Consider the following 23,032-nt stretch of genomic DNA (forward strand, 5'->3'; position numbering starts at 1 on the left):
ATACAAATGCACCGAATGCAGTCACCGCGGTAGCGTCAATATGCCAGGTGATGGGCACGATGGGGAGCAACACAAGTGCAGTTTCTGCGGTGCTGATGTTTCGTTGGAGTGGGACGGTGGGGTGACTCTTGACGTGCCGCCGCGAAGTGCAACCTGACCTGAAAACGACCATGAGCGAGACGCTCGACGCAATTCGCAAACTAACTCATGCCCTGTCATCGACGATGAGCTTGACTTAGGGAACAGCATCACCGTCACCCTGAACAACTATTCTGTTTGAGAATGAAAAGGGCTGCGGCGCGCGCGCGGCTTCGACACGATGGATCTACATAGTGCTTCGGACCACTATGCTGAACCCAATGCCTGATTCTTGGGGCTGTAAAGGGCCTGGTTTGGGTCGTGCGCGCTCTGAATTCGATCGCTCACCCTCCTTCGGTCTCTTGAGACAGCAAACTTGACTTGCATTCGCCCTCTACTGGTCCGCCATCGGGAGCGCGCGTCGCGCCTTCTTCTATTCGGATACTCTTCTACAGCTCACAGATCCCATCGGTAGCTCAACAAGGAGCGCGTCCGTGTCAATAAGCCAGAAGCTGCAAGCCGCCATCTATGTGCGGATGTCAACCGAGAGCCAAAACTACTCAACTGACCACCAGCGTGCCAAGATCCACGAGTACGCGCTCGCCAATGAGATTGAGATCGTAAAAGAGTATGTTGATGAAGGAAAAAGCGGGCTCGACATTCGGCGCCGTGCGTGGACTTAGCAATTTGATTCGCGACGTCCAAGCGGGCGGAGCTGCCTTTCAGCTCATCATTGTGTACGACGTCAGCCGCTGGGGCCGGTTCCAGGACGTTGACGAAGCTGCCTACCACGAGCACACGTGCCGTCGCGCCGGCATCAAGGTCCTCTACAGTGGCGAACAATTCGCTGACGATGGGACGCCCCTTGGCGCGTTAATGAAGAGCATCAAGCGCACGATGGCAGCTGAGTATAGCCGTGAGCTTTCAACAAAGACGTTCAATGCCCAGTGCCGATTTACCCAGTTCGGCTACAAGCAAGGCGGTCACGCCGGCTATGGCCTGAGGCGCCTAGCCATCACGAAGGACGGTACCCCACGCCGCATACTACAATTCGGAGAAGCTAAAGGAGCTGTTACCGATCGGGTTGTACTCATCCCAGGACCTGAGCATGAGGCAGCGACGGTTCGAAGGGTGTATGCACTCTACCTCGAAAAAAAGTTCAGCGAACCCGCTATTGCCCGCCTCTTGAACGATGAAGGCGTCGCTAGCGAATTCGGCAGGCCCTGGACGCACTCGATGGTTAATTCACTGCTGACGAACCTGAAGTACTGCGGAACGCTGGCGTTCAATCGAAAGTCCGGCAAACTCTCGAGCCGCCGGACATCGAACCCTAGCGAACAATGGATCGTAAATGAAGGCGCCGTTGAACCCCTAGTTTCGGCATCGCTATTTGCCCAAGCACGAGATGAGCGAGCGAGACGCCTCCGACGCTACGCCCTAGACGAGTTATTGGTCCTACTGCGGATATGCTACAAAACCCATGGCAAGGTGAATGCAAAGATCATCGCAGCAGATCCTTTGATGCCAGATCCCCAGCTTTTTGTGCGTGGTTTTGGATCACTTATCGCTGCCTATGAGGCTGCCGGTTTAGACCGCTGTCCCTCGCACGTCTTTGTCGAAACCAAGAGAATCATTGCTGCAAGGTTGCATGACCTTGCTATCGAGGTAGCGGGGCTGGCACGATCCGCAGGCGCCGTGGTCGATGACGGCGCAAGCACCAGATCAATTGATCATTAACGAGTCCATTTGCGTTAAGGTCGAGATAGCAACCCGACGTAGGCCAAGCAGGGCCTGGTGAACTGGAGAGTTAAACCTTGTCCAGGGGCCGATTTCGTCATCACAGCACGACTGCACGGAGACACGCATGAGTTGATTGACTATTTCTTGATTCCGGCAGCGAAGCTGGCCAATGGAGCGCTGTACCTGAAGGAATCGAATTTACCAGAGTTTGCTGACATACGGTACAGGTCGGTCGCTGCAATATTTGGTCAATGAGCTAGTAGCAAGTGTAACTAAGGCCTGACGTATAGGCGTTAGCCTCCTAAGGATTTCACTATGGCTTTGCCTGCTACCCGCGGTGCTGCTCTGTACGTCAGGGCCTCGACTGAACACCAGAACTATTCGACCGACCATCAGGAGTCGGCCCTGCGAGAATATGCAGCGCAGCACGATTTTAAGGTGGTCGCTGTATACCGTGATGAAGGACGAAGCGGTCTTACGCTAGACGGGCGAAACGGGCTGCTGCGCCTTCTTAAAGACGTTCAGTCAGGACAAGCTGATTACTTGGCGGTCCTGGTATACGACGTAAGCCGCTGGGGCCGGTTCCAAGATGTAGACGAAAGTGCCTACTATGAGTACGCATGTCGTAAAGCCGGGATAATGGTCTCGTACTGCGCCGAACCCTTCACGAATGACGGCTCGCCGCTCGCAACCTTGCTCAAAGGTCTGAAACGTGCGATGGCCGCAGAGTACAGTCGGGAACTCTCAGCGAAGGTCTTCAGAGCACAGTGCCGGCTTACCGAGGCTGGATTCAAACAAGGTGGCTCAGCCGGGTACGGCCTCAGGCGCCAGTGTCTATCAGCCGATGGGCGTATGCCGCGGTTACTCGAGATTGGCGAGCGGAAGAGCTTTCCTACTGATCGAGTTGGCTTCGTTCATGGTCCAATCGAAGAAGTCGAAGTAGTGCGTAGATCTTCGACATGTGTACGAGCAAACAAATGCCTGACATAAGAATTGCTCAGGTACTCAATGCCGAAGGGCTGAAGAACCAATACGGCCGATCATGGTCTGCCCACAACGTCAAAGCAATACTCACGAACGAGAAGTATGCCGGTACCCTCATCTTCAACCGGAGTACACAGCGCCTAAAAAGTTCGCGCCGTCCTAATGACTCGCATAAATGGATCAGGGTCGAGGACGCCTTTCCTGGAATTGTCACCAGGAAGATGTTCAACCATACCAGGCAGGTCCGCCTGCGTCGCGGAAAACACTGGACCGATGACGAAATGCTCGACGGCCTGCGCGGCATCCTTGTTGAGCATGGCTCGGTTTCCGCCGATCTCATCGATAACAGTGATCTTCCATCGGCCAAGTCATACGCACTGCGCTTTCGAGGCTTGGTTGCGGCATTTGAGGCCGCTGGGGTGTCTGGACCATCATTATCCCGTGCAACGATCACACGATACAGACTTCGGTGCTTGACCAAAGACATAGTCGCCGAACTCGAACGCTGTGCCGTGCGTGCAAGCGCGCAGATAGAAAAAGTGACGACGCGGACATATCGGGTCAACGGCGTAACTGTGCTTCTGCTATGCACCAGGTGTCGCTACGAACGTAGCCATCCTTGTTGGAAAGTGACTGTGCAGCATGCACCGAAGGTCGACTTCGTTTTATGGGTACGCATGGACCAAGCTAATCAGGAGGTGGCGCAGATTTACCTGCTACCGGTCCAAAATTTTCCCGAGCATCAGTACCTGTGGCCGTCAACACGGACGCTGCCCAGCTACCAACAGTTCGCATACGCCTCGATGGCTCATGTGTTCGGCTTGGGCTAGCTCGAAGCAACTATCAGAAATGATAGGTTCCAGGCTGGCCGGTCAGGGCTAGGATATTGCATTATGTCTAGCTCGGAGCGTAGTCATGTGTTCCTTGTTCAGTACAACCTTTTCGGACGCAACACACGCATGCCAATTGCTGGCAGAGCATGCATCGATAGAACCTGTGTTGGAGGGCTGTGCCTACGTCGGATTCATCGTTCAGTTACAGGATTTCGAGTTTGAAAAACACCTCAAGCTACGTGAGGCGGTTTCAGCTTTTGTACGCATCATCGAAAAACGTATAGAAGCCCATGACTTCACTAACCTCTACATTCATCCTGCGTCAAGCGAGCTAGATTCTACCGGAGCACCTCGCGTGGTATTTGATGCGGGGGGCTGCGTTATCTACAAATGGTAGCGCTGTGGCAAGCTTACGATCGCCGGTACAGTCGCATGCAGCCTGCCAGGGTTACAGGGTGTCGCAAATCGTTCGAAGCGTATTTATTTTTAGGTAATGCTCGCTTTAACGCTTGTCGACTTCTAGTCGATCACGGCTCACCACGCCTCACTTCCGACTGGCTTAACGTTGTCCCATGCAGCCGGTCATCCAGCCGCGGTGCGGAAGACGGTGCTAACAAACTCGGCCGCATGAGAGGTATACAACGCGAAACTCGAAGTTGCCGTAGCTAGATGCCGATGACGTAGCTCGGTGTGCTGGCCGGCCAAATGGTCATAGATCACTGCATCGGTCAGCGGGATCAACAGGCGGTTGGTGCAATCTCCACATTTGATGCGCGGCTTCTCGCAAAGCCCGGCACGCCACTCGTTGGCGCAGGCGGGAGCATAGCCTGACTTGCCCGAAGTTTTACCTTCCCAACGGATCGGGAAGACGTCCATGCGCCCGCGAAACAGGCGTCTGAATAGCGTCACCTTCTCAGTTGTGGAAAACCGTGAGGATTCCGGCTCCCGTCCTACACGAACGGCCGGCTGAGGTGACCGCCATTCTATGCCGTGGGCTTCGAGCAGCGCGATCAGATGGGCGTTTTTGGCCTGAAGGGCTGCAATGGCAGACTGGTCAGTCATCAATCCCGTGCTTAGACAGCAATTCATCCATCTCGTCGCCGACGCCGTAACCGAAATTATGGCTGATACGTCGAACCTCTTTCAAGCGTTCCAAAAAGGATAATCGCGCCGCGTCAGGCAAGGCGACAATGGTTTTCAATGCCTGCCCGAACATCCGCACGAGCGCATCAAAATATCCTTCGTCCTGCAGACCAATATCGTTGCCGAACCCGGCCCCCCTTTCGCAGTAGAAAACGATCAGTTCCGCCAGCCCCTCAGGTTGACCAACTGCCTTCTTGTAGTCTGCAATTGCCTTCTTGGCTTTGGCGACCGACGTGCCCTGGTTCTTGGACATATCCGGCCACAGCCAACGATCAATGGTAGCCTTGTACGATTTCAGCATATCGTCGCCAAGCGCCAAGCGAGTGTTCAGGAAAGTCTGATTGTCCTTGCTGGCCGTATACAGGTCATGTACCAGATCGACCAAGGCGCCGCGATTATAGTCAGCCAGCTTCGTTTTTACATCGCGCCAGGACGGGGAGGGTTTCTTTTTTTCGATATTCATCACTAAGGACCAACGGGCTTTTCGTTTTGCAAGGGTTCAAGGGATGCAAACATCACGCTCAGGCATCGGCAAATCTCGCCAAGCTGAGGTGGCGGAAAGCGCGACTGCCAGAATTTTTCTTCATAATGTCCCTCTAGCCATTGTAATCGCCTACCGGTCGGATCAGATGCGCCATGCAAAAAACGGAAAATTCCTCGGAGCGGGGACTCTATCAGGCTACTTTTGCAAGATGACGGTGTAACGCGTTGGCGCTGATGTGTTCGAATAAATGAAGGCAAAAAGGCGAGCCATCCTCCCCCCCCGTCGCCCCCATGCCGGCACGCGACATCACCCATAGCCCTCACTGCTGTGCCCGCGAAATAGGCATTCATGTTCCCGTGTATCTATCGGCTCTGGTGCAAATTATGGATGAGGGAGGAGCTGACTGAGCGGGCTGTCCCGTCAGCTCAAGCAGCCAGGACAGCTGCCCAGATTTCGGACGGAGTTTTCCCTTGAGGGGCCAGAGCACGCAGGTCAAACTGACCTTTACGAATTCGATGCATCAGCTCAACGCCACGAATTGTGATGGCAGCGGAAGCCAAGCTCTTCAGGCCAAGCATGGCACCCAACCTGGACTTCACGTTTCGATGGTCCTGTTCGATCAAGTTATTCAGGTATTTTGATGAGCGAAGCTTCATCAGTGCGTCAAGTATCCCTTGCTGTTGAAGTTCCCGAATGGCCCGGTGAGACGCGGTGTAGCCGTCCAGCGTGATGGTCTCAGGTGATCGACCTTGCGAACGCACGGCCTTAAGAAAGAAGGCTTTCACCGAGGCGACGTTGCGCCGTGGACTGAGCCGGAAATCGACGGTTTTACCTGCCGCGTCAACAGCACGGTAGAGATAAGCCCACCGGCCGCGGATCCTGACGTACGTCTCATCCACTCTCCAAGAGGTGCCTGCCGGCGCTGAGAAGCGACTCCAGCGCTTATCGAACTCAGGCGCGTAACGTTGTACCCAGCGCAGGATTGTCGTGTGAGCGATCGGGAGGCCTCGCTCGGCCATCATCTCCACCAAGTCGCGGTAGGAAAGCTTGTAGCGCAGGTACCAGCGCACACACAGAATGATGATCTCTTGCTCGAAGTGTCGGCCCTTGAAAAGATCACTTTGGCTTGGACGATTACGCATGCTGGGCAAAGCTCGTCATTCTAGCCGAACGTAAATTTGCACCAGAGCCTAAAATTGCTCGGTAAGAGTTGTTTATTAGAAAAAATAGTGGTTTATCTAGTACACGTTCTTTACAGCAACTAAAAGTTTAGATAATGTCCATGCTCCAAAAAACATAACAGTCGAGCCGACATGTCCAAATCGTTGATCACCACCGTTACCGCCCTCGCCCTGGCGTTCCCCCTAATGGCCGGCTGCGAAAAGAAGGCCGACACCGCGCCCGCCAGCGCAGCGGCAAGCGCCCCGGCCACGCCGGAACCGCCTGCGGCTCCTGAACCCGTGGCGGCCGTTGTCGATGGCGCGCAAGCGCAGGCCCAGCCCGCAGCAGGCGCGCCGGCCAAGGCAACGCCGCCAGCGCCGGCCGCAAACGCCAGCGTCGGCCCGGGCGGCGTCGAAGCCAGCGCCGGCGACGTGTCGGTCAAGCTCCCGAACTGATCCAGGCAAGCAACTCCACCCTCTCGCAGGACACAACATGAAAAAAACCCTTATCGCTTCGGCGCTGTTCGCGCTCGGGCTTGGTCTCGCGCACGCCGAACCGCTTTCCGCCAACGGCTCGATCGAGGTGAGCGTCAAAGCAAACGGTGACCTGATCAAGGCGCGACGCGTGGCGCGCGACCAGGCCGAGAATGATGCCGTGCTGCGCCTGCTGAAACTGAAGCTGGGCGCGGACACCAGCAGCGCCAAGGTCAAGGACGGCCTGGTCGACCTGCGCAAGCAGCTCGCCGACAACATGAAGACCAGCTTCAACGCCGAGGGCGATATCCTGACGGCGAAAACCGTTCTCGAGGTCGACGCCGCGCAGTTCATGGACATGGCACGCGTGCTCGGCATCACCTCGACCGGCTCGGCCTCCGCCTCCAAGGTGCTGTTCTTGATCGACGAATACTACGGGGTAGGCACAAAGCTCGACCCGTCGCAGCCCCTGGTCACGGAAATCGACTACTCGCACGACAAGAGCTCGATGTCGGACTACACCGCGACCAGCTCCGGCGCCAAGAGCGCGTCCAGCAGTTCGGCCAGCGCCGCCAAGTCCAGTTTCGCCGCGGCCTCTTCTGAAAAGTCCGCCTTCGCCGCAAGCTCGTCGTCGGCGGCGGCCGGCAGCGACAAGTCCTCGTTCGCAGGCTCGGACAAGCAGTCGTTCGCGGGTACGGACCGCGGTTCGGTGGCCATGCAGGACGGTTACGGCGGCGCGGCCGCCGGTGCCCGCAGCACCAACGTGGCAGGCGCCCGCGATACCCGGGTGGCCGGTTCGAGCGACTCGCGGTTCGCCGCCTCCCAGAAGTCGGCCGCTGCCGGCAGCGCCTCGTCGCAGGCCGCGGTGAGCGCTGCCTCGTCCAGCGCCAGCGCATCGAAGTCGGCCAGCGCGTCCAGTTTTGCTTCGCGCCAGAACGCGGTCGAGAAGCAGAACGACGTCGTGAACCTGAAGGTGCGCCAGGTGTTCCCCGGCATCGATAACGCCAAGCCGTCGGACGATTCAGCTGCCATGATCAGCCAGAAGCTGCAGCAGGTGGTGAAGGAACACGGCATCTCGTGGACCGACGAAAAGGACTTCCGTATCGAGAACGGCCGCCGCCTGACCAACTCCGAGATCGCCCGCCAGCAAAAGTTCGACATGTACCTGCAAAAAGCAGCACATGGCAACTACAAGGCCAAGTACCTGGTCTATGGCACGGCCGTCATGAACTCGGAGGGCGCGACCCCGAGCGGCCAGGTTTCCTGCGCCGGCCAACTAATGCTGACCTCCTCGAACGTCGACACTGGCGACGGATTCATCTCCGGCACCATCGTCAAGCGCGCATCCGGCTCGTCGGACCAGAACTGCCGCGCCAACCTGTCCGAAGCGATGGCGAGCGCGCTGGCCGAGAGCGTTGGCACCAGCGCCCAGCGGGAAGTGCAGATCGCGGCAACCCGGGGCCGGTCATACGTCGTGGCGCTCTACAGCGACTCGCGCGTGCCCGCCAAACTGCGTCGCGACTTCTCGGCCAAGATCAAGGAAGCGGCGGGCGTGGTCGAGGTCATCGCCGACGACAACGCGAGCGAAGGCATGCGCCGCTGGACAGTAGTCGCGAAAGGCAATTTCGCCGAGACCGTCGAAGACCTGATCGACGAGATCGCGGAAGGCGAAGGTTCCAACTACAAGAACGCCCGCTTCGAGCAGCGCGGCAACAGGATGGTGTTCTGCGTCGAGGGCAAATGCCCAGTGGAGATTTGATGCGGAAACTGGCATGTGCCGTGGCTGCGGCATGCTCGCTGGCGCTGAGCGCCAGCGCATCCGCCGCGCAGTTCTACCTCTTCCCCGTCAAGGAGATCGAGGGCGTGTCGCAGGAGGCGCGCGACAAGTACAAGCTGCTCGACAAGCAGCTCATGGCGCGACTGTTCGACGACGAAGCCGGGAAGCAGGCGCAGCGCCAGCTCATCGGCCAGTTCGTCGAGCGCCTTAATGCGGCCTACCCGGAATCCGTGGTGCACCCGCGCCAGGTGGCCGACGTCAAGGTGCCAGGCGCACACAGGTTCGTCAACGACGACAACCTGCAGTGCAAGGCATCCCCTTCCGTTGCCGTGGCCGACACCTACGCGGTCATGCTGGGTATCACGCGCGCCTCGGTCTACGAGGTGCCCAAGGGCGAGAATATCGATGTGCTGATTCCGGTTACGCTGAACATCCAGTTCGTGCGTCCGAGCCTGGGCAAGGTGGTCTACACGATCAGCGAAACGGTGTACTCGCCGTTTCGGCTGGGCCGCAAGGAATATGAGTCCGGCGCCGCGAACGGCGTGATTCGCGACACCCTGATCCGCAACCTCGGCGAGCAGGCCGCGAGCCTGGTCGCTACCGCACGCCAAGCCTTCGACCCGAAGGATGTAAGCATCGGCATCGTGGGGCGCGACGGCGACTTCTTCGTCACCGACCGCGGCGCCGAGGCAGGCTTCGTCAAGGGCGAGCAGGTCGAAGCGCGGGATGCAGTCGGCAAGGAGTCGATTTTCGATGTCCTGTACGCGGATACGGGCTACGCGGTCATCAAGGTGGCCGCAGGATCGGCATCCGTTGGCAGCAGCCTGAAGTTCATCTTCGAGGGCAGCGCGGACGCCAGCGCCAAGCCGCGCATCATGCCTGTCGTGGCGCAGGACAGCGCCGATCCGTGGCCGAACGCGGTCGCCGGCCTGTTCGAGAAGGATATCGGGTTCAAGGCTACGTTCCAGCTCGCGCCGGTGGACGTCAATTTCACCCAGACCAGGGAACTGCTGACGCGCTCGGCCAACTGCGTGACCTGGCAGAAGATCGCCGGCATGGCGGAGTCGTCGCGCGCGGCCAAGGATGCGCCGGACTACTTCCTGCGCTTTACCCCATCCGTTACCCAGTCTGTCACCCTTACCGGTGCGGGCGGAACCAAGTCCGAAGAGCAGTTCCATACCTTGGTAACGGCGCAGGTCGTCGACCGCCACGGCCGGGTGATCTACTCGGGATTGGGCGAGGACAACTACACCATCAAGCGTATCGGCGGCGAAGGCCTTGGGCTGGCGCAGGCCAAGGAAGTATCGATCAAGAACGCGACCGCCAAGCTGGCGCAGAACTTCGTGGCGAACGTGCGCTTCGCCCCGCGCGACTACACGGTCCAGCGCGTCGACAAGGACAAGGTCTGGGTCAGTGGACTGGCGGGAATGCCGGTAGGTGACAAGGTAGCGTTCGACATCCTGCACCCGCTCGAAGCCAAGGTGGGCGGCAAGAGCGCGCTGCTCGACCTGGAAGCCGGCAGCGGCTCCGGCGGCGCGGTGGCCGAGGGCGACCTGGTCGGCTTCCCGTACGCCGCGGTGAACCCGGCGCTGCCCAAGCCGCGCGGCGGCGACCTGCTGCGCCTGTACACGGACGTGCCGCCGAACGCGACCCGTGTGATCGACTGCGACGAGGCGACATACATCGGCCAGAACAACGTGGCCGACGGGTCCTACTTCGTGCCCCTGTCGCGCCACGCGCTTTATCAGTCGAAGAAGTTCGCCTCCTACGTGGGTGACCCGGCGTTCTATGACCAGGCCAATGCCCTGCTCCGCCTCGGCTTGTTCGAAGCAAAGGTCGAGCGCCCGGCGATCGAGGTGTGCAGCCAGCCGGGTTACCTAGTCAAGGAAGAAGCTTCGAACTGCGACGATCCTGCCAGCTGCAAGGCCACGGTGATGATGGGCGTGCAGGCGCGCCTTAAAAAGGGCGCCGAGGTACAGAAGATTTTCAGCACGGGACTGCGCACTGAATTCAGCGGTTTCCCGTCGCAGAGCAAGAATCCCTTCTACAGCTACAGAGGGCTGGCAAACGGACTGTCGATGCAGGCAGACCTGATCAATAAAATCAACACCAACTAGGAATTTCCATGAAAATTATTCGTAAAGCTGTCGTCGTCGCCGCGTGCCTGATGGCTGCAGGCGCTGCAAATGCACAGTTGGGCGGCCTCGGCTCGATGCTCAGCGGCGGCAAGCCGAGCGCCAGCGGCGGCGACATCAGCGCAGACGTGAATACGTTCGTGTCGAAGAGCGCCGCGCTGAGCGAGCTGACCACTCGCTCGGTCTCGGCGATCACCGCCGCGTTCCAGAGCGACCAGGAGATCGAAAGCCAGCGCTCGAAGCTGGCCGACATCAACAAGATTACCGACCCGGCCGAGAAGGCCGCCAAGTATGCCGAGCTGTACAAGTCGACCCAGGCCGCCGGCCAGGCCCTGCTGGACTCGGGCGAGATGGAAAAGCGCATCGGTACCCTGAGCGCCGACAAGAAGAAGCAGATCGGTAACGCGCTGGTGAACTTCGGCATTGGCAGTCTGCAGGCGGTCGACCTGACCAGGACCGGTCAGTCGCTGGTGGCCAAGGCTGGCGCCAATCCAATGGACCTGCCGAAGATCGTGCCGGTGAAGAACTCGTTGCCGCTGCTGGGGAAGGTCGCGAGCGACTCCGGCTCGTTCATCGTGGGCGTAGCCAAGCTGGCCAAGGGTGCCGACATCTCGGTGCCGAAGGTGACCGCAAGCTCGACCCCGGTTAAATCCGATTTCTAAGGCGTTGCCAGTGGGCGGCCGGCCGGCAGGCCGGTTTCCCTCACCGCTACCGTAAAAGCAGATATGGCGAGGACCTGAGGCTGGCGCCTTGCTACCCGCTTGTTTCCGGCTTGCTCTCCAACCAGCCGGAGCTGCATGGTCCGATCTAGCCGATCACGTGTTTCGCCCCAGGCCGGGTCATGCTGAAGACTATAATTGCCAACATGAAAAGAACCTTCGCCTTGGCTCTATGCGGTACGCTGACGCTGCCACTGCACGCTCAACCTGTCGTGCAAGCGGCGACTGCCCTGCTCCAGCCGCAGATTAGCCGGGACGCCGATGGCTATACTGCCTGCGGCATTCGCGCAATTGTCCTCGACGTCCAACCCAAGGTTGTCGACGCTTACGACTTCTCGTTGTACCTGCGCCGAGAAATACCTGCCGGGACAGTCAAGGCTGGGAAACATCAAACGCCATTCGCCAAGTTTTCGAAAGGGCAAACTGACCAGAAAGTCGTGTTGCCTGGCCCAGAAAAATTCTGGATAGCCAAAGAGTTGGATGCCAAGGCGCTTATTCCATTCAAATCGTTCGCCGGCGACTCGCCAGGCTACATCCTGGGCCTGGCTGACTTAGCCGGGACACACGCGGCGATCGCCAGCATGATGGCCGGTGAGCGAATGCAGTTCGCTGTGCGATACAAGAATCAGCCTTACGATACCGTTGTGAGTTTTGCCGCACAGCTTTCCAGCACCGAGCTTACGCCTCTTGCCGCGTGCATTGACGGTCTCGTTGCTCGAATGCAGTCCGACGCAATAAAGTCAGGCGGATGACGTTCATCCGAACAAATTAGCGTATCTCGATCAAAATGATCGCCGTCGCCATGTTGCTCCCAAAAACCGGTCGATGACCTGCTCTCCGGTAGCGCCAGGCAGGCCTGCGTGGCCGCCGCCGGCCTGATCCTTGTACCAGTCCTGGCATTTGCTTCGCAGGCGGCTGGCGCGCGCTTCCCGCAGGCGGAGGTCGACAAAATACACAGGGAGGCGGCGGCCAAGCCGCGCAGCGAGCAACTGCGCGTTGTCGGCCTCGCCCAGAAGTCTGGCCTGGCGCCACTGCCCCAGGCAGAACTCGATAGCCTGGTTGGGCGCAGAACAAGACGTATCCGAAGACGTCGCCCGACGGGATCCGGATGGACCGCTCGGTCGCCGGGCCCATGATGCTCACCTACTATAAAACCGTGGTCGGCCGCAGCGCCGATGAGTTCGAAGTGAACCCGGCGAATTTCGCTGCATACCGGCCCAGCTTCATCAAGGACGCGTGTTCCAACGCCGGGGTGCGCAACTTGCTCAACAGCGGCATCGCGGTGCGTAACCTTACACGCGACATGCACGGAGTCCTGATCTACGAGCTTACGGTGCGCTCGGCGGATTGCGCACGCTGACCCGGGCCCGACTTGGCCGCGAACCATACGCGGTACCGCGAAGACCGCACTTGTACACTGCCTTGCGCGAGGGTCTGAGTACGGCCAACAGCAGACCTTTAGTACGCGCAACGCGTAAGGCCAGCAATTAGAGGGCACTATGATGTCGGTGAAGCACGCGCTTGTTGCCTGGTCAATGCTTATGTAAGATCTGGACAATGCGAGGGAGGATCTCGAAAGCCTCCTAACGCAGATGCAAAATGATGCTGAGTTTGACTAACAATGGCCTCGATAAGAGCAGGCGGTGTTGAATCATGCAAACTTGAGAGATGGAAGTAAGATCACGTAGCTTGCACAGCTTGCCTAATCGCAGCCTACATAAGGATATGTCGTTTCTGCTCGCACACACGGGCCGTTAGTCAAATAGAATCAGGCAAAGTCGCCGCGATCCTGGCTCCCCCATGGCTGAGCCAGTGTCCCCCGGCGTGCCCGTGGCAGCACTAAGGATGATCGACCTCACGTCAGGCGTCTTCCGGCAGCTGCGTGAAGTCAATTTCCCAACAATGCCGAACGACTATTTGCATGCCCTTCTTATTTCTTCCTTGATGAATCTATAGGCCGAGCGAATCGCGCGGCCCACTGCGACATAGGGCTGGAAGAAAAGCTTGGTATCGGCTACAGCGACACGTTTGAGGTGGTTGAATAAATCGTTCATATGCTTCCTTTGGCTGGTTTATGGTTGCTACTAGAAAACACCATATCAGCGGTCCCTTGTCGCGCAAGTCAACCTTTGGCACGGAGAACAGAGATAGCCGCTGCCTCGAGCGCCGCCAAGTTGGAGCCAGACACCGGAGGAATCCACTCAACACTATGGCGCCGGCTGTAGTGCTCCCATAGGAGCTGAATCTTTCTGGGATCGTCATAAACCTGAATTGCCATTAGCTCAGCGCCGAGGCATGCGCACTGCGCTAGCCGGTCATCAGCGATCGGCCGCAATTGATCGGCCGTAATCGTAGCCAGACACTGCTCAATCATTTCCTTGGCGCGCCCCGGCCCGTCCAGTGTCGTTTCGCGACCGAAACCACCATAGTATGCACCGGTAATAGATTCACGCGAATGTCCTAGATTTTCACTAACCTGCAGCTTGATCAGGTCGCGATCCACGCGCGGCATTTGCCCTGGCGTTCCTCCCAACGTCGGCGGAATAAGGCCTTTCAGCAGGGCCGCGTTCTCTGCAAATTGCGCACGAAGACCATGGCCAGTCACTTCCGCCATCACTTTATTGATGCCGATTTTTTCCATCAAATAATTGTAGCGACGCTTCGAATATTTCAACGAACCGGCACTGCCATCTGCTTTCGTTGGCCAGCCTAAATATTCCTTTCTACCGATCTTTGACTTGATCAGGTCCAATACCGCACGCTGGACCGGCGTGTCGATTTCGATGTCGCGTGGACGGCCGCCTTTGGTCGCATACGCGGCAAATTTGTCTCCCTTATCGTTTTTCCACGGTTGCAGTTGCAGCACTTCCATCCGGCGAAGACCAAACGCCACTTGGGCCATGATCATCAAGCCGAAGCGCCAGTCTAATGCCGCTGCCTCAGCAGCCTTGGCACCAACGTCGATCCCCACTTCTGCCCAGCTTTTGCTTTTCTCTGCAACAGTTTTCACGCGAAGTTCGCCTTTCGGTACGAGTGGCAAATAGTGATAAACATCCTTAACCAGTCCCTTTTTCCCTATCCAACCGCAAAAAGTACGCAGGTGCGACAGGTAACCCTGGATTGTTTTAGGCGATCGGTTAAGCCTGTACCACTCGCCGCAGAGGGCCTTGATATGTTTCTCGTTAATATTTTTAGGGTCTTCTAATCGATACCCCAACTTCACCAAAAGACGAAAGATGGCGCGCAAAGCTTCGCCCGCTGCTTGAACGGTACGTTCACTCGCCACCTTCCCATTTACCCGCGTGTGTGCGTTTGCGGCCAGGATCATGTTCAGTAGTACGATAATTTCCATATTTATTACTCCATCTTCTAGTTCATCGACGCCCTATTGCGTCACGCTCCACGTCCTAGAAAATGGAGTGGAGCAAACCGGATTTGTGCCAGGGGTGAAGGGCCCTAACGTAAGAAGAATGATTTCGCGTTGCCGCCTTCATCGGCTTTCGACAACGCGCCGGCGCCTTTCGGCTACCGATCGCCTGACTTGACGCTGCCAGGACCCGAACATTGACGCAGTTTCTTGCGTAGCGCTCCCGCCATCTCGGCGAGTTCTGGGCGGCGCTAGCACCCGATGTGATTTTTTTTCACGTCCGTAGACGTGCGCAGAGGTCAGCAGTAGCCCGGGCCAGGTGGCCCAGCGCATCCTGTGTCCGGTCGGTGCCGGAGGTCCGCTTTTTTCCCGTAGAGTTATCGAGGCGTGGTACGTCTTGTATGGTCGAAAGCACGCCGGCGACGATCGCGCCAGGCATCGTGTTGGCAATGTACTTTCGGTTCTGTGGGATTGCTGTGTTCAGGAATGTCCGCAAACCCGCATGGTTATCGGGTTTTCTCGACACTCTGTATCCAACCGTGATTCAGAGCGATAGAACAAAAAAACAGCCATTAGGCTGCTCTATCGAAAGACGGCGATGATTGCGCTGCGCCAGCTTGCACTGACGGTTATAGATGGCGCCAGTTTGCACTGACAGCTTCAGATGAGTCCCGCAAAAGCGGTTTTAGAAATCTTTTCACTTCCTTGAGGGAACTGAAAAAGTTGTAGGGTCCAAAAATGCCCCATAGGGACGAACCATTATCCCATCAACCGTTGCTGTGCGTCAACCCCGAACTGACGAGGAAACAGTGTTTTCTGCTCATGGCAGACGGCCGTTCGCTCTGAGATAGCATCGGGATAGCATCGGGATAGCATCGGGATAGCATAGAGAAGTCCCCAAGGGATCATCTAATGGCACCTCATGTCGCTGCTGATCCTGACGACTGGCCCCGACAAACTCACAAGAAGAAAATGCAGTCTTATAGCTGACGCATAGGTTTGATATACCGTGTTCCTAGGATAAATAACCGCTGACAACAGGGCTTGCGCCTCACCGGTCTACGGCCCATGCTACAGCGCTACGGTCAAATTTTATTTTGTGGGCGTCCAGACTTCCGCCCTAGATGTCCGAACTACCTTGTCTAAAAGGCATACCGGATAGAAGGTGGCGGTCTTTCTTTCCTTGACCATGAACTGGCAGAATACCTCTACACTGCCCCTGCCCTCTAGAAATGTCTCTTCCATTCCTCTCCTGGTACCGACTTTGTTCTTATATTTACCGAAAGTCTTTTCAATGACTGGAAGGAACAAGTGACTTAGCAGTTAATAGTCGAATTTGTAATCGGCACGCCTTGCTGTTCCATGAGTTCGTAGATATGCAGGTAGCTCAATGGTTGAGCCAAGTACCAGTAGACAGAAAGGTGCAGGCATCGATGCGAAAATTTGCTGCTTCAATGTTGAGCACAGCGGATATTTAGGGTTCGAGCAGGGCCTGCTGCCCGAGGGCAGGACTTACGAAGTGACAGAACCTACTTTCGTATCTTACTGTATTGGTACATGGAGCTTCATCGCTTTTTGACAAGTAATGTTTAGCGTTGTCACAGCCCTATTACCCTATCTGGCCTACTAAGTCACGTTACCTAGTGTTTAAGCTCCGGGCTTTGCGTTAGATCGCCCTCTTCACTTATTCCGATGTGGAGCCTAACTGCCCTCAAGACAACATCATCTATCAGCCCGGCTTTACATAGTCCATAAGCGTAACCGTCTAAAAACGCCGGTTCGATTTCGGAGCCACAACTGTCAATGAGTTCACCTAAAATTGAGAGTGCCGGATGTGCCAGATCCTGATCAATCGACGGCTCTCCAGACGCGGGAGCTCTACTACCTTCGCGGATTTCTTGTGCGAGCTTTACAAGCCAATGCACATCAGAGTCACAGTCACTCATATTCCATTTTGTGTTAATTTGCGATGACGCTTCCGTTAAGCCTGGTATAGAGCTGAAGTGGTCGCAGTGTTCAAAGCGCGTTGCGCGACATATTGCTTGATTCTTCGTTAGTCCGGGAAGAACTCAGCGATGTTCCCCCAAGGCTCTGCTGGGTTGTGTTTTACGTTTAATTCTATGTATGGTTTCTCAAGGAGGTCGGGGTCATACATTGGCGGACGGGTCTGCTTAGCAGGAGGAATGTCCATGTTGCAGGACGTTGGGTTATCGAGCAAAGAGTGATGCGTTCGACACACGAGAGGACGGTCCTCGTAAACGGAACACTTGTCCTCTCGTAGGAAAGGGCAAGGCTGACCGTTAAATTTTGCGCCTTGAGCAAAAACTTCCTTAATAGGTCTATAAGCCAAACGAACCATTTTGCGTCCCGTGACCTCGGCCAAGCGAATTGCTTCATGTTCGTAGATCATTGTGTTCATGCGGCAGCAATCGCTGCAGCCTATTCCACATGCCACGTAGGGTGAAAGTGCATCGGTTACACGAGTTGCAATCGTGATTATTTTCCTGCGCTTAGACTTGAGACTGGCATTTTCCGCCACGATCCTGCTAAGGTCCTGTTGTAAAAGCTTCGGGGCCATCCAAGCATGTGCTTCAACGAGAGTCCGTAGCTTGCTCTGCACTATGTCCGATTCCATGTGGTGCTGTTCTTGAATTCGAGCTTCCAGCATCTGGGCCATCTCTTCGGCACGCTGTAAAGACTGTTCACTCCCTTGCTTTAGCAAGGCTTCGATTTCGTGTTCAAAGAAATTCAACGTCTCTATGTCTAACATGTGAAGGCTCCTGCTGAACATGTGGCTACTGCATCCCGTGCATGCCACATGCCGATTCTACGTTTTTCGTAGAGAAATATCCACCAAAACCTACGATTATCGTAGGATGCCTGTACGCAATCCATCATCGAACTCCATCATCGGCCTCCGTTTGCGTCAGGCCCGGCAACGCCGCAAATGGGCCCAGGACGAGCTTGGTGTTATGGCTGGCCTGGAAGAATCTTCCAGTAGCGCAAGGATTAGCCGCTACGAGAGTGGAATCCACGAACCTCCTTTTCAGTTCGTCGAGAGCCTCGCCAGAGTTATGGATATATCGCCTGCGTACTTCTACTGCCCCGACGACCGACTGGCAGAGCTAATCCTCATCTATTCCGCCTTGCCTGAAGCAGAACGCCAGACACTGCTTCACTCGATTAAGAACTTATTCGGTCGAGACTTTCTTTAACTATCGCTCAACAGGCCTCTGAGCGCCCCCAATTTCTCAACATGTGCAACGCGACCAAGCGGACGCCGGCATTCCGCCGCTAGAAGCCTGTCCGGGAATTTCCCGATCGTAACAATAGGCACGTTGTTGCCTCAGGCATGATTGTCGCGCCTCGCTATCGCCCCGCCGAGCCATGTGGCATCAGCGCAAGTCATAATTGAAACTAACGAACGGTAAAGACAAATAAGAACATTCCTCCAGACACGCCCCGGGCTACTCAAACTATGCCATTCGCCTGGTCGTCCCCCAAGCGGTGCTAAGAGAGTAAAGGGAACAAAAAGAACAAAGAGAATCCAAAGAATCCCCCCGGCACCTGGCCGGAGCCAGCGGCAGTCGCATCCCCTTGGGTTCGGATAACTTGTCTGTCTGTTAGTTTCAGTTATGGTATCCTTGACATACTCCACACCGGAAAACCCTGACCGTTCGCGCCTTCAGCGCCAGCCGCCCGGCGGCCGCGGCGAACGCACATAACGAGGTGCCTTTGCCTGACCTGAAAACGTGGGACGACGATCCCCTTGCCGCCTTCTCGGCCTTCGTCACGACGCCAGCTTTCGCCAGCACCAGCCGGCGACTTGGCGAGACCGAGCCCGAGGCGATCTCCACGAAGTCGGCTGAGGTCTACATTTTCATGTTCCGCAAGTTCGCGACCTGGCTGGCTGGCCAGAACCGCCGCTTCTCGCAGGTCGAGGAGCGCGACCTAGTGCGCTTCATCAGCCAACTGCGCCGGCGCGGCGAACAGAACAGCGGAATCACGGAACGGTATCTGCGCCTGCTCGAGCGCTGCTACAGCCACCTGCAGATCGCACCGAACCCGGCGACGTCGGCCACCAAGCTCGCAGTCGACAACCACTACCTTGCGCAAAACGTCGGCACCGAAGCACTGGACCCGGCACAGGTAGACGCATTCGTAGCCGCCCTGCCCTCCCGCGAGCCGCCAGGCGCGAACCGGGCCGGGCGGCTGCCCAAAGCGTGGAAGCGCCGGCGCGATCACGCCGTACAGGCAACGCTACTGTTCGGGGGCTTGAAGGTGGCCGAGGCGATCGGGCTGCACCTGGGCGAGGTCGAGAATTCGTTAAGCCCGCTGCCCATTCGGCTCAAAATCAATCCGGAAGACAAGCACGCCACGAGCTACGAGCACGAAACCATCGTCCACGGCTATGGCGCCGACGCGCTGCGCTACTGGCTCATCGAACGGCTGGCCGAAGATGGCAAGGGACAGCGCCTGATCAAAGGGGACCTGGTCTTCCCCGGAGACAAAGATGGCAAGCCGATGTCGAAGGTGACTCTCTGGCGCCAAGTGAAGGAGACATTCGCCCGGGCCGGCATCGACGTCAACAGGAGCGGCGGCCGTACCTTGCGAAACACGTTCGCCGCACAACAATTGAAGGAGCACGGCCGCACGAAAAACGACGTCAAGGGGTATCTCGGCCTGGCCCTGGAACGATCTGCCGACATTTACGAAACCGCCAAGCCAAGAAAGAAGAAGTCCGATGAAGCTCTCTGAAATCACGAGCATCCTGGCCGCGGCCGGACTGCCGGCGCTCTCGCGCGACCAGCTGCTCGAGCTGGCCAGCTCCGGTGGTGGCAAACCGTTCGAAGCGGCCCTCCTCGCCTTCCACGCCGGCGATCGCCAGCAGCGCGACGAGCTGGAGGCAACCGTGCGCGTGCTCGACACGAAGACCCGGTCCACACTGCAGCGCGTCGGCGGCCACCTGCCGGTCGACCAGCTCGTCACGCTTGCGTGCAAAGAGCAGCGCCGGTTTTTTGACGCCATTGACGCGATTGCCATGCGCACGCCACGCGCCGCGGCCGCGCGGAGCTATCTGGCGGAACTTGGCGCAGCAGCCGCGGTAGCCGACAGCACGCCGACACCAGCGGATCCCCCGTACTACAGCTTTAAGATATTTTCGTCGGCAGCGGCGCTGTGCATCGCAGAGGCCACGACCAGGGCGGAGCGCAAGCACACGATCAACATTGAAGGCGCCGTAGCGCTTGCCGGCGGCGGCGCCCGCAAGACGTTCGACTGGTCAAACAAAATCGTGCTCCAGCTCACCGTGCAGGAAGCCTACCAGGTGCTGGCTCTGCTGGAGAACAAGATCCGGTCGCTGCGCTTCGATGGCCACGGCCGCGAGCACGACAAGTCGCTCCAGATCGAGTTTCAGGATTCTCACTATTATTTCAGACTTATCCAGCGCGGTCGGGTCGCGGTCGCGGTACCGGTACGAGCTGTCGATGCGATCCCGTTTCAATCTCTCCTTTATAAACAATTGCTGCGCAATGAGCCACATCTGGATGTGTCAGCGGTACAGGCCATGACTGAACGCATGGCTGCCATGATGTCTGTGTGACGTTGGCACTTCCGCGGCGCGCGATCGCTACTGGCTCTCCTTGGATGCTCGGTGTACGCGAGCGGCGACGAACACGCCGAAGCTGCTACGTACGGCCGGGGCAGATAGATTTTCGCGCAGTTCCTTGACCTCGATTCCTATCTTACGGGCGAGCGGCTTCGCGGTCGGCGACCTGCAAAAATCGGACAGCGCTTCTGCCTGTGCGGAAGAATCGAGTTTGTCAAATGCCTCCCACCCAAGCTCGGCGAGCTGCTGGTTGCGCTGCGCAGCTTCGGCGTCTGTCTTTGCCTTGCGCCGTTCGGCGCCGCTCGAGGCGTCGTCCTTGGCCGCCTTTTCGCCGGCAAGGCGGGCGTGGATCTGCTTATCCAAGGTTCCCAGGCGGTAGCCTTCCCGGAGTGCCTTCATGAGGTAACCACCTGCGCTCAGCTTGACCTTGCCGCGCTCGATGTTGTGTCGGGTGTACTCGATCGCCTGCTGGATACGCTCGTCAGTAAAGACGTCGCGATTGGACATGATCTCGTTAAAATCAGTTTGGTTCAGAGCGAATTCGGTATTGAGCGTTTCATACAGGGAGCGCAGGACGATTAGCTCGATTTTTTGTTCATTTGCTGCCCCATCCTTCAGCCGGGTAAGCGCGAACCGGACTTGGCCAACGCGCTTGGAACCCGGCACGTTCATGGTCACGATCTCGACGTTGAGCTGGGCAACTTCCTTGATCTCCTTTGTCGCCGGTACCAGCACCTTGTTACGGAAATGTTTCCATAAGTCGTAGGTTTTAGTTTCGCACTGCATCCAGGCGCGGAGGGTCTGGAGGTCCAGCCATGGCGTGGTGCCCTCGTCGATGTATTCCTGTAGGCGGTCGAATAGGATCTTCGAATGTACCGAGTTAAACACGTAGCGCAGGCTGAGGAAGTGGAAGGTGGTCGGGTTCTTGATGGCGACCTGAAGGCGCTCGGACAATTCAAACCTAAATTCGCCACCGCGTACGAAGGCCGGTCCTAGCAAAGGGACGGCGCCATAAAAATCATTGGCAGCATTGTCAGGGTCTATCTCGTTGAGCTCGATAGCTGCCTTTTGGGCTTCACGGATGATTTTCGCCAAGTGGCGCTGGTTGCGACTCGTGGTGCCGAGCAACCACCGGAACAGCCCAAGGTCGACCCTGTATTCCTTGTGGAGTTCGGTATCCTCGGCTGCCAGAAAATAGGCGACATCGATCATGCGCCGCCCAGCTAGGCTGAGGTCGACGATCTTGACGAGTGCATTGTTGCGGCGAAAGCCGAGGTCTAGAGGCGCATCATCCACGCCTCTGTCGGTCGGCGAATAGTCGGCGAATAACGCGAGGGCCATTTGTCGTGACATGCTGCTCATCCTTATAGTTCCACAGCAGCATGACAGTCCAAGGTGAACCTGTCAAAACAATTACGGTGACCTTGCTGTTGGCTTGATACAGTTCCGGTAATCGTCGGCGACGTCTGCTGCACACGATACGTGCGCCCGAGCGGTGGTACAAAAAGCGTGACCTTAGATTGGCAGCGCTCTGACATGCTGTCGGGTCATACCGCTAGTTTGCTAGCTCTAGCAAGCACTAGGTTTGTAGGTTTTTCTTATAAACATACCTACTAACAGGGGAGAGTTCGTCTTATAAAAATCAAGTACTTAGCTCGGCAAGGTCACAAAAGAATGACACATGGTCGACAAGAGTGTTCAGCATGGTCGCCATTTCGCGTCAAAGGACACAAAATTTGTGTTCGCCAAAGAAACGTATCTACACAAGGTCACAGAAAATGTAACAAGGTCGAAGTCTTTGTGCGTTTTTCGGGCGCAGCGGCCCACCATGCGCCGTTGCGCTTGGCGGGTTCAGGCAAGGTCACCAGGATTGTTCACACTTCTCATCGAATCGAGATCGATGCAGTTGTGCGCGGTAACGCCTCTGTTGAGCACTGCGCTAATCCTTGACGGAGGACGCCTGATGTCGTTCTAGCCGTACCGAAAACGGGGATGGGATCCGGTTTCCTTGAGGTCCGGTCCATTTGAGCGAAGTTATGTTGGGTTGGTGACCGTCTCGGTGGGAGTGGCTGCACATAAGTTGTGACCTTTTGTTGGCAACTAGGCCAGCTGCTGCCTATTATCCACCTGGGAGCTGGTGTGTTGCTGCGTGCATCTGCAGTTAGTAGGTTCTTTTTAAAAGACAAACCTACTAACAGGAAGGTGGACTTCTATATAAAATCAAGGACTTAGGACGGCAAGGTCACAAATGACGTTCAAATGGTCGACGTAAGTGTGCAGCAAGGTCGCTTTGTGGAAGCATGTGGACACCGGAATTGTGCGGTATGCCGATCTTGGCGAAGGCAAGGTCACAGAAAATGTGAAAAGGTCGATGAGATTGTGTGTTTTCCGTGCAAAGCGAGCAGTTATGCGGGCTCGCAGCCGCCGAGAGGCCTCAAAGGTCACCACCATTGTTCTTGCCTTGCTCACTGAATCTGATGCCTCCTAGTGCGCCTGGCCCGCGCTCCGCCCCTGCAAGGTCACTTTTCTT

General features: G+C 57.0%; 21 protein-coding genes. 14 read left to right on the forward strand and 7 right to left on the reverse strand.

The window, feature by feature from the left end:
• Positions 1-614: 614 nt before the first annotated feature.
• The 5 genes from ACFOPH_RS24845 to ACFOPH_RS24865 all read left to right on the forward strand — a co-directional run bounded on the left by ACFOPH_RS24845 (position 615) and on the right by ACFOPH_RS24865 (position 4,032).
• Complete coding sequence (locus tag ACFOPH_RS24845; RefSeq protein WP_379738190.1) at positions 615-761, forward strand: recombinase family protein; 147 nt, start codon at positions 615-617, stop codon at positions 759-761.
• Positions 715-1,815 (forward strand): recombinase family protein, encoded by a 1,101-nt coding sequence (locus ACFOPH_RS24850; RefSeq protein WP_379738025.1) that lies wholly within the window; start codon positions 715-717, stop codon positions 1,813-1,815. Before ACFOPH_RS24845 ends, ACFOPH_RS24850 begins: the two co-directional genes overlap by 47 nt.
• A gap of 318 nt (positions 1,816-2,133) precedes the next feature.
• A complete protein-coding gene (locus ACFOPH_RS24855) occupies positions 2,134-2,808 on the forward strand; it encodes a recombinase family protein (protein ID WP_379738027.1) in 675 nt (224 codons plus the stop codon).
• Positions 2,778-3,632, forward strand: coding sequence for a recombinase family protein (locus tag ACFOPH_RS24860; RefSeq protein WP_379738029.1), 855 nt, complete (start codon positions 2,778-2,780; stop codon positions 3,630-3,632). The genes ACFOPH_RS24855 and ACFOPH_RS24860 overlap by 31 nt, the downstream gene beginning before the upstream one ends.
• 85 nt (positions 3,633-3,717) lie before the next feature.
• Positions 3,718-4,032: a hypothetical protein gene (locus ACFOPH_RS24865; RefSeq protein ID WP_379738031.1), complete on the forward strand. Its 315-nt coding sequence runs from the start codon at positions 3,718-3,720 to the stop codon at positions 4,030-4,032.
• A gap of 185 nt (positions 4,033-4,217) precedes the next feature.
• Here the strand turns inward: ACFOPH_RS24865 and ACFOPH_RS24870 are convergent, their stop codons facing one another.
• The 3 genes from ACFOPH_RS24870 to ACFOPH_RS24880 form a co-directional block, all read right to left on the reverse strand.
• Positions 4,218-4,697, reverse strand: coding sequence for a TOTE conflict system archaeo-eukaryotic primase domain-containing protein (locus ACFOPH_RS24870; RefSeq protein WP_379738033.1), 480 nt, complete (start codon positions 4,695-4,697; stop codon positions 4,218-4,220).
• On the reverse strand, positions 4,690-5,241 hold the full coding sequence (locus ACFOPH_RS24875) for a hypothetical protein (protein ID WP_379738035.1): 552 nt from the start codon (positions 5,239-5,241) through the stop codon (positions 4,690-4,692). The genes ACFOPH_RS24870 and ACFOPH_RS24875 overlap by 8 nt, the downstream gene beginning before the upstream one ends.
• A gap of 446 nt (positions 5,242-5,687) precedes the next feature.
• The gene (locus ACFOPH_RS24880; RefSeq protein ID WP_379738037.1) at positions 5,688-6,404 is read right to left on the reverse strand and encodes an IS6 family transposase; all 717 of its coding nucleotides are present in this window, start codon (positions 6,402-6,404) and stop codon (positions 5,688-5,690) included.
• 171 nt (positions 6,405-6,575) lie between these two features.
• Between ACFOPH_RS24880 and ACFOPH_RS24885 the strand changes: the two genes are divergently transcribed.
• The 6 genes from ACFOPH_RS24885 (at position 6,576) to ACFOPH_RS24910 (ending at position 12,887) form a co-directional block, all read left to right on the forward strand.
• On the forward strand, positions 6,576-6,878 hold the full coding sequence (locus ACFOPH_RS24885; RefSeq protein WP_379738039.1) for a hypothetical protein: 303 nt from the start codon (positions 6,576-6,578) through the stop codon (positions 6,876-6,878).
• 37 nt (positions 6,879-6,915) lie between these two features.
• A complete protein-coding gene (locus tag ACFOPH_RS24890) occupies positions 6,916-8,655 on the forward strand; it encodes a hypothetical protein (RefSeq protein ID WP_379738041.1) in 1,740 nt (579 codons plus the stop codon).
• A 20-nt stretch (positions 8,656-8,675) separates the two neighbouring features.
• Positions 8,676-10,790 (forward strand): hypothetical protein, encoded by a 2,115-nt coding sequence (locus ACFOPH_RS24895; RefSeq protein ID WP_379738043.1) that lies wholly within the window; start codon positions 8,676-8,678, stop codon positions 10,788-10,790.
• A gap of 8 nt (positions 10,791-10,798) precedes the next feature.
• Complete coding sequence (locus ACFOPH_RS24900; RefSeq protein ID WP_379738045.1) at positions 10,799-11,470, forward strand: hypothetical protein; 672 nt, start codon at positions 10,799-10,801, stop codon at positions 11,468-11,470.
• 179 nt (positions 11,471-11,649) lie between these two features.
• Positions 11,650-12,279: a hypothetical protein gene (locus ACFOPH_RS24905; RefSeq protein WP_379738047.1), complete on the forward strand. Its 630-nt coding sequence runs from the start codon at positions 11,650-11,652 to the stop codon at positions 12,277-12,279.
• Between the two features lie 356 nt (positions 12,280-12,635).
• A complete protein-coding gene (locus tag ACFOPH_RS24910; protein ID WP_379738049.1) occupies positions 12,636-12,887 on the forward strand; it encodes a hypothetical protein in 252 nt (83 codons plus the stop codon).
• Between the two features lie 553 nt (positions 12,888-13,440).
• Here ACFOPH_RS24910 and ACFOPH_RS24915 read toward each other — a convergent pair.
• The 3 genes from ACFOPH_RS24915 to ACFOPH_RS24925 form a co-directional block, all read right to left on the reverse strand.
• Positions 13,441-13,581, reverse strand: coding sequence for a hypothetical protein (locus ACFOPH_RS24915; RefSeq protein WP_379738051.1), 141 nt, complete (start codon positions 13,579-13,581; stop codon positions 13,441-13,443).
• Between the two features lie 68 nt (positions 13,582-13,649).
• Positions 13,650-14,879: a tyrosine-type recombinase/integrase gene (locus ACFOPH_RS24920; RefSeq protein WP_379738053.1), complete on the reverse strand. Its 1,230-nt coding sequence runs from the start codon at positions 14,877-14,879 to the stop codon at positions 13,650-13,652.
• A gap of 2,068 nt (positions 14,880-16,947) precedes the next feature.
• Positions 16,948-17,664, reverse strand: coding sequence for a YkgJ family cysteine cluster protein (locus tag ACFOPH_RS24925; RefSeq protein WP_379738055.1), 717 nt, complete (start codon positions 17,662-17,664; stop codon positions 16,948-16,950).
• A 106-nt stretch (positions 17,665-17,770) separates the two neighbouring features.
• On the opposite strand from ACFOPH_RS24925, the gene ACFOPH_RS24930 reads away from it, so the two are divergent.
• The 3 genes from ACFOPH_RS24930 (at position 17,771) to ACFOPH_RS24940 (ending at position 20,496) form a co-directional block, all read left to right on the forward strand.
• On the forward strand, positions 17,771-18,109 hold the full coding sequence (locus tag ACFOPH_RS24930; RefSeq protein WP_379738057.1) for a helix-turn-helix domain-containing protein: 339 nt from the start codon (positions 17,771-17,773) through the stop codon (positions 18,107-18,109).
• 520 nt (positions 18,110-18,629) lie between these two features.
• Complete coding sequence (locus ACFOPH_RS24935) at positions 18,630-19,652, forward strand: tyrosine-type recombinase/integrase (RefSeq protein ID WP_379738059.1); 1,023 nt, start codon at positions 18,630-18,632, stop codon at positions 19,650-19,652.
• Positions 19,639-20,496, forward strand: coding sequence for a hypothetical protein (locus ACFOPH_RS24940; RefSeq protein ID WP_379738061.1), 858 nt, complete (start codon positions 19,639-19,641; stop codon positions 20,494-20,496). The genes ACFOPH_RS24935 and ACFOPH_RS24940 overlap by 14 nt, the downstream gene beginning before the upstream one ends.
• A gap of 27 nt (positions 20,497-20,523) precedes the next feature.
• On the opposite strand, the gene ACFOPH_RS24945 is transcribed toward ACFOPH_RS24940, so the two are convergent.
• Positions 20,524-21,855 carry a replication initiation protein gene (locus ACFOPH_RS24945; protein ID WP_379738063.1) on the reverse strand — a complete coding sequence of 444 codons (1,332 nt, stop codon included), beginning with the start codon at positions 21,853-21,855 and terminating at the stop codon, positions 20,524-20,526.
• Positions 21,856-23,032 lie beyond the last annotated feature (1,177 nt).

The organism is Massilia haematophila, assembly GCF_042647645.1.
Lineage (GTDB): Bacteria > Pseudomonadota > Gammaproteobacteria > Burkholderiales > Burkholderiaceae_D > Telluria > Telluria haematophila.

Coding starts and splice junctions, on each gene's coding strand:
- ACFOPH_RS24845 (WP_379738190.1), top strand. CDS start 615: ATGTCAACCGAGAGCCAAAACTACTCAACTGACCACCAGCGTGCCAAG.
- ACFOPH_RS24850 (WP_379738025.1), top strand. CDS start 715: ATGAAGGAAAAAGCGGGCTCGACATTCGGCGCCGTGCGTGGACTTAGC.
- ACFOPH_RS24855 (WP_379738027.1), top strand. CDS start 2,134: ATGGCTTTGCCTGCTACCCGCGGTGCTGCTCTGTACGTCAGGGCCTCG.
- ACFOPH_RS24860 (WP_379738029.1), top strand. CDS start 2,778: ATGTGTACGAGCAAACAAATGCCTGACATAAGAATTGCTCAGGTACTC.
- ACFOPH_RS24865 (WP_379738031.1), top strand. CDS start 3,718: ATGTGTTCCTTGTTCAGTACAACCTTTTCGGACGCAACACACGCATGC.
- ACFOPH_RS24870 (WP_379738033.1), bottom strand. CDS start 4,697: ATGACTGACCAGTCTGCCATTGCAGCCCTTCAGGCCAAAAACGCCCAT.
- ACFOPH_RS24875 (WP_379738035.1), bottom strand. CDS start 5,241: ATGAATATCGAAAAAAAGAAACCCTCCCCGTCCTGGCGCGATGTAAAA.
- ACFOPH_RS24880 (WP_379738037.1), bottom strand. CDS start 6,404: ATGCGTAATCGTCCAAGCCAAAGTGATCTTTTCAAGGGCCGACACTTC.
- ACFOPH_RS24885 (WP_379738039.1), top strand. CDS start 6,576: ATGTCCAAATCGTTGATCACCACCGTTACCGCCCTCGCCCTGGCGTTC.
- ACFOPH_RS24890 (WP_379738041.1), top strand. CDS start 6,916: ATGAAAAAAACCCTTATCGCTTCGGCGCTGTTCGCGCTCGGGCTTGGT.
- ACFOPH_RS24900 (WP_379738045.1), top strand. CDS start 10,799: ATGAAAATTATTCGTAAAGCTGTCGTCGTCGCCGCGTGCCTGATGGCT.
- ACFOPH_RS24905 (WP_379738047.1), top strand. CDS start 11,650: ATGCTGAAGACTATAATTGCCAACATGAAAAGAACCTTCGCCTTGGCT.
- ACFOPH_RS24910 (WP_379738049.1), top strand. CDS start 12,636: ATGGACCGCTCGGTCGCCGGGCCCATGATGCTCACCTACTATAAAACC.
- ACFOPH_RS24915 (WP_379738051.1), bottom strand. CDS start 13,581: ATGAACGATTTATTCAACCACCTCAAACGTGTCGCTGTAGCCGATACC.
- ACFOPH_RS24920 (WP_379738053.1), bottom strand. CDS start 14,879: ATGGAAATTATCGTACTACTGAACATGATCCTGGCCGCAAACGCACAC.
- ACFOPH_RS24925 (WP_379738055.1), bottom strand. CDS start 17,664: ATGTTAGACATAGAGACGTTGAATTTCTTTGAACACGAAATCGAAGCC.
- ACFOPH_RS24930 (WP_379738057.1), top strand. CDS start 17,771: ATGCCTGTACGCAATCCATCATCGAACTCCATCATCGGCCTCCGTTTG.
- ACFOPH_RS24940 (WP_379738061.1), top strand. CDS start 19,639: ATGAAGCTCTCTGAAATCACGAGCATCCTGGCCGCGGCCGGACTGCCG.
- ACFOPH_RS24945 (WP_379738063.1), bottom strand. CDS start 21,855: ATGTCACGACAAATGGCCCTCGCGTTATTCGCCGACTATTCGCCGACC.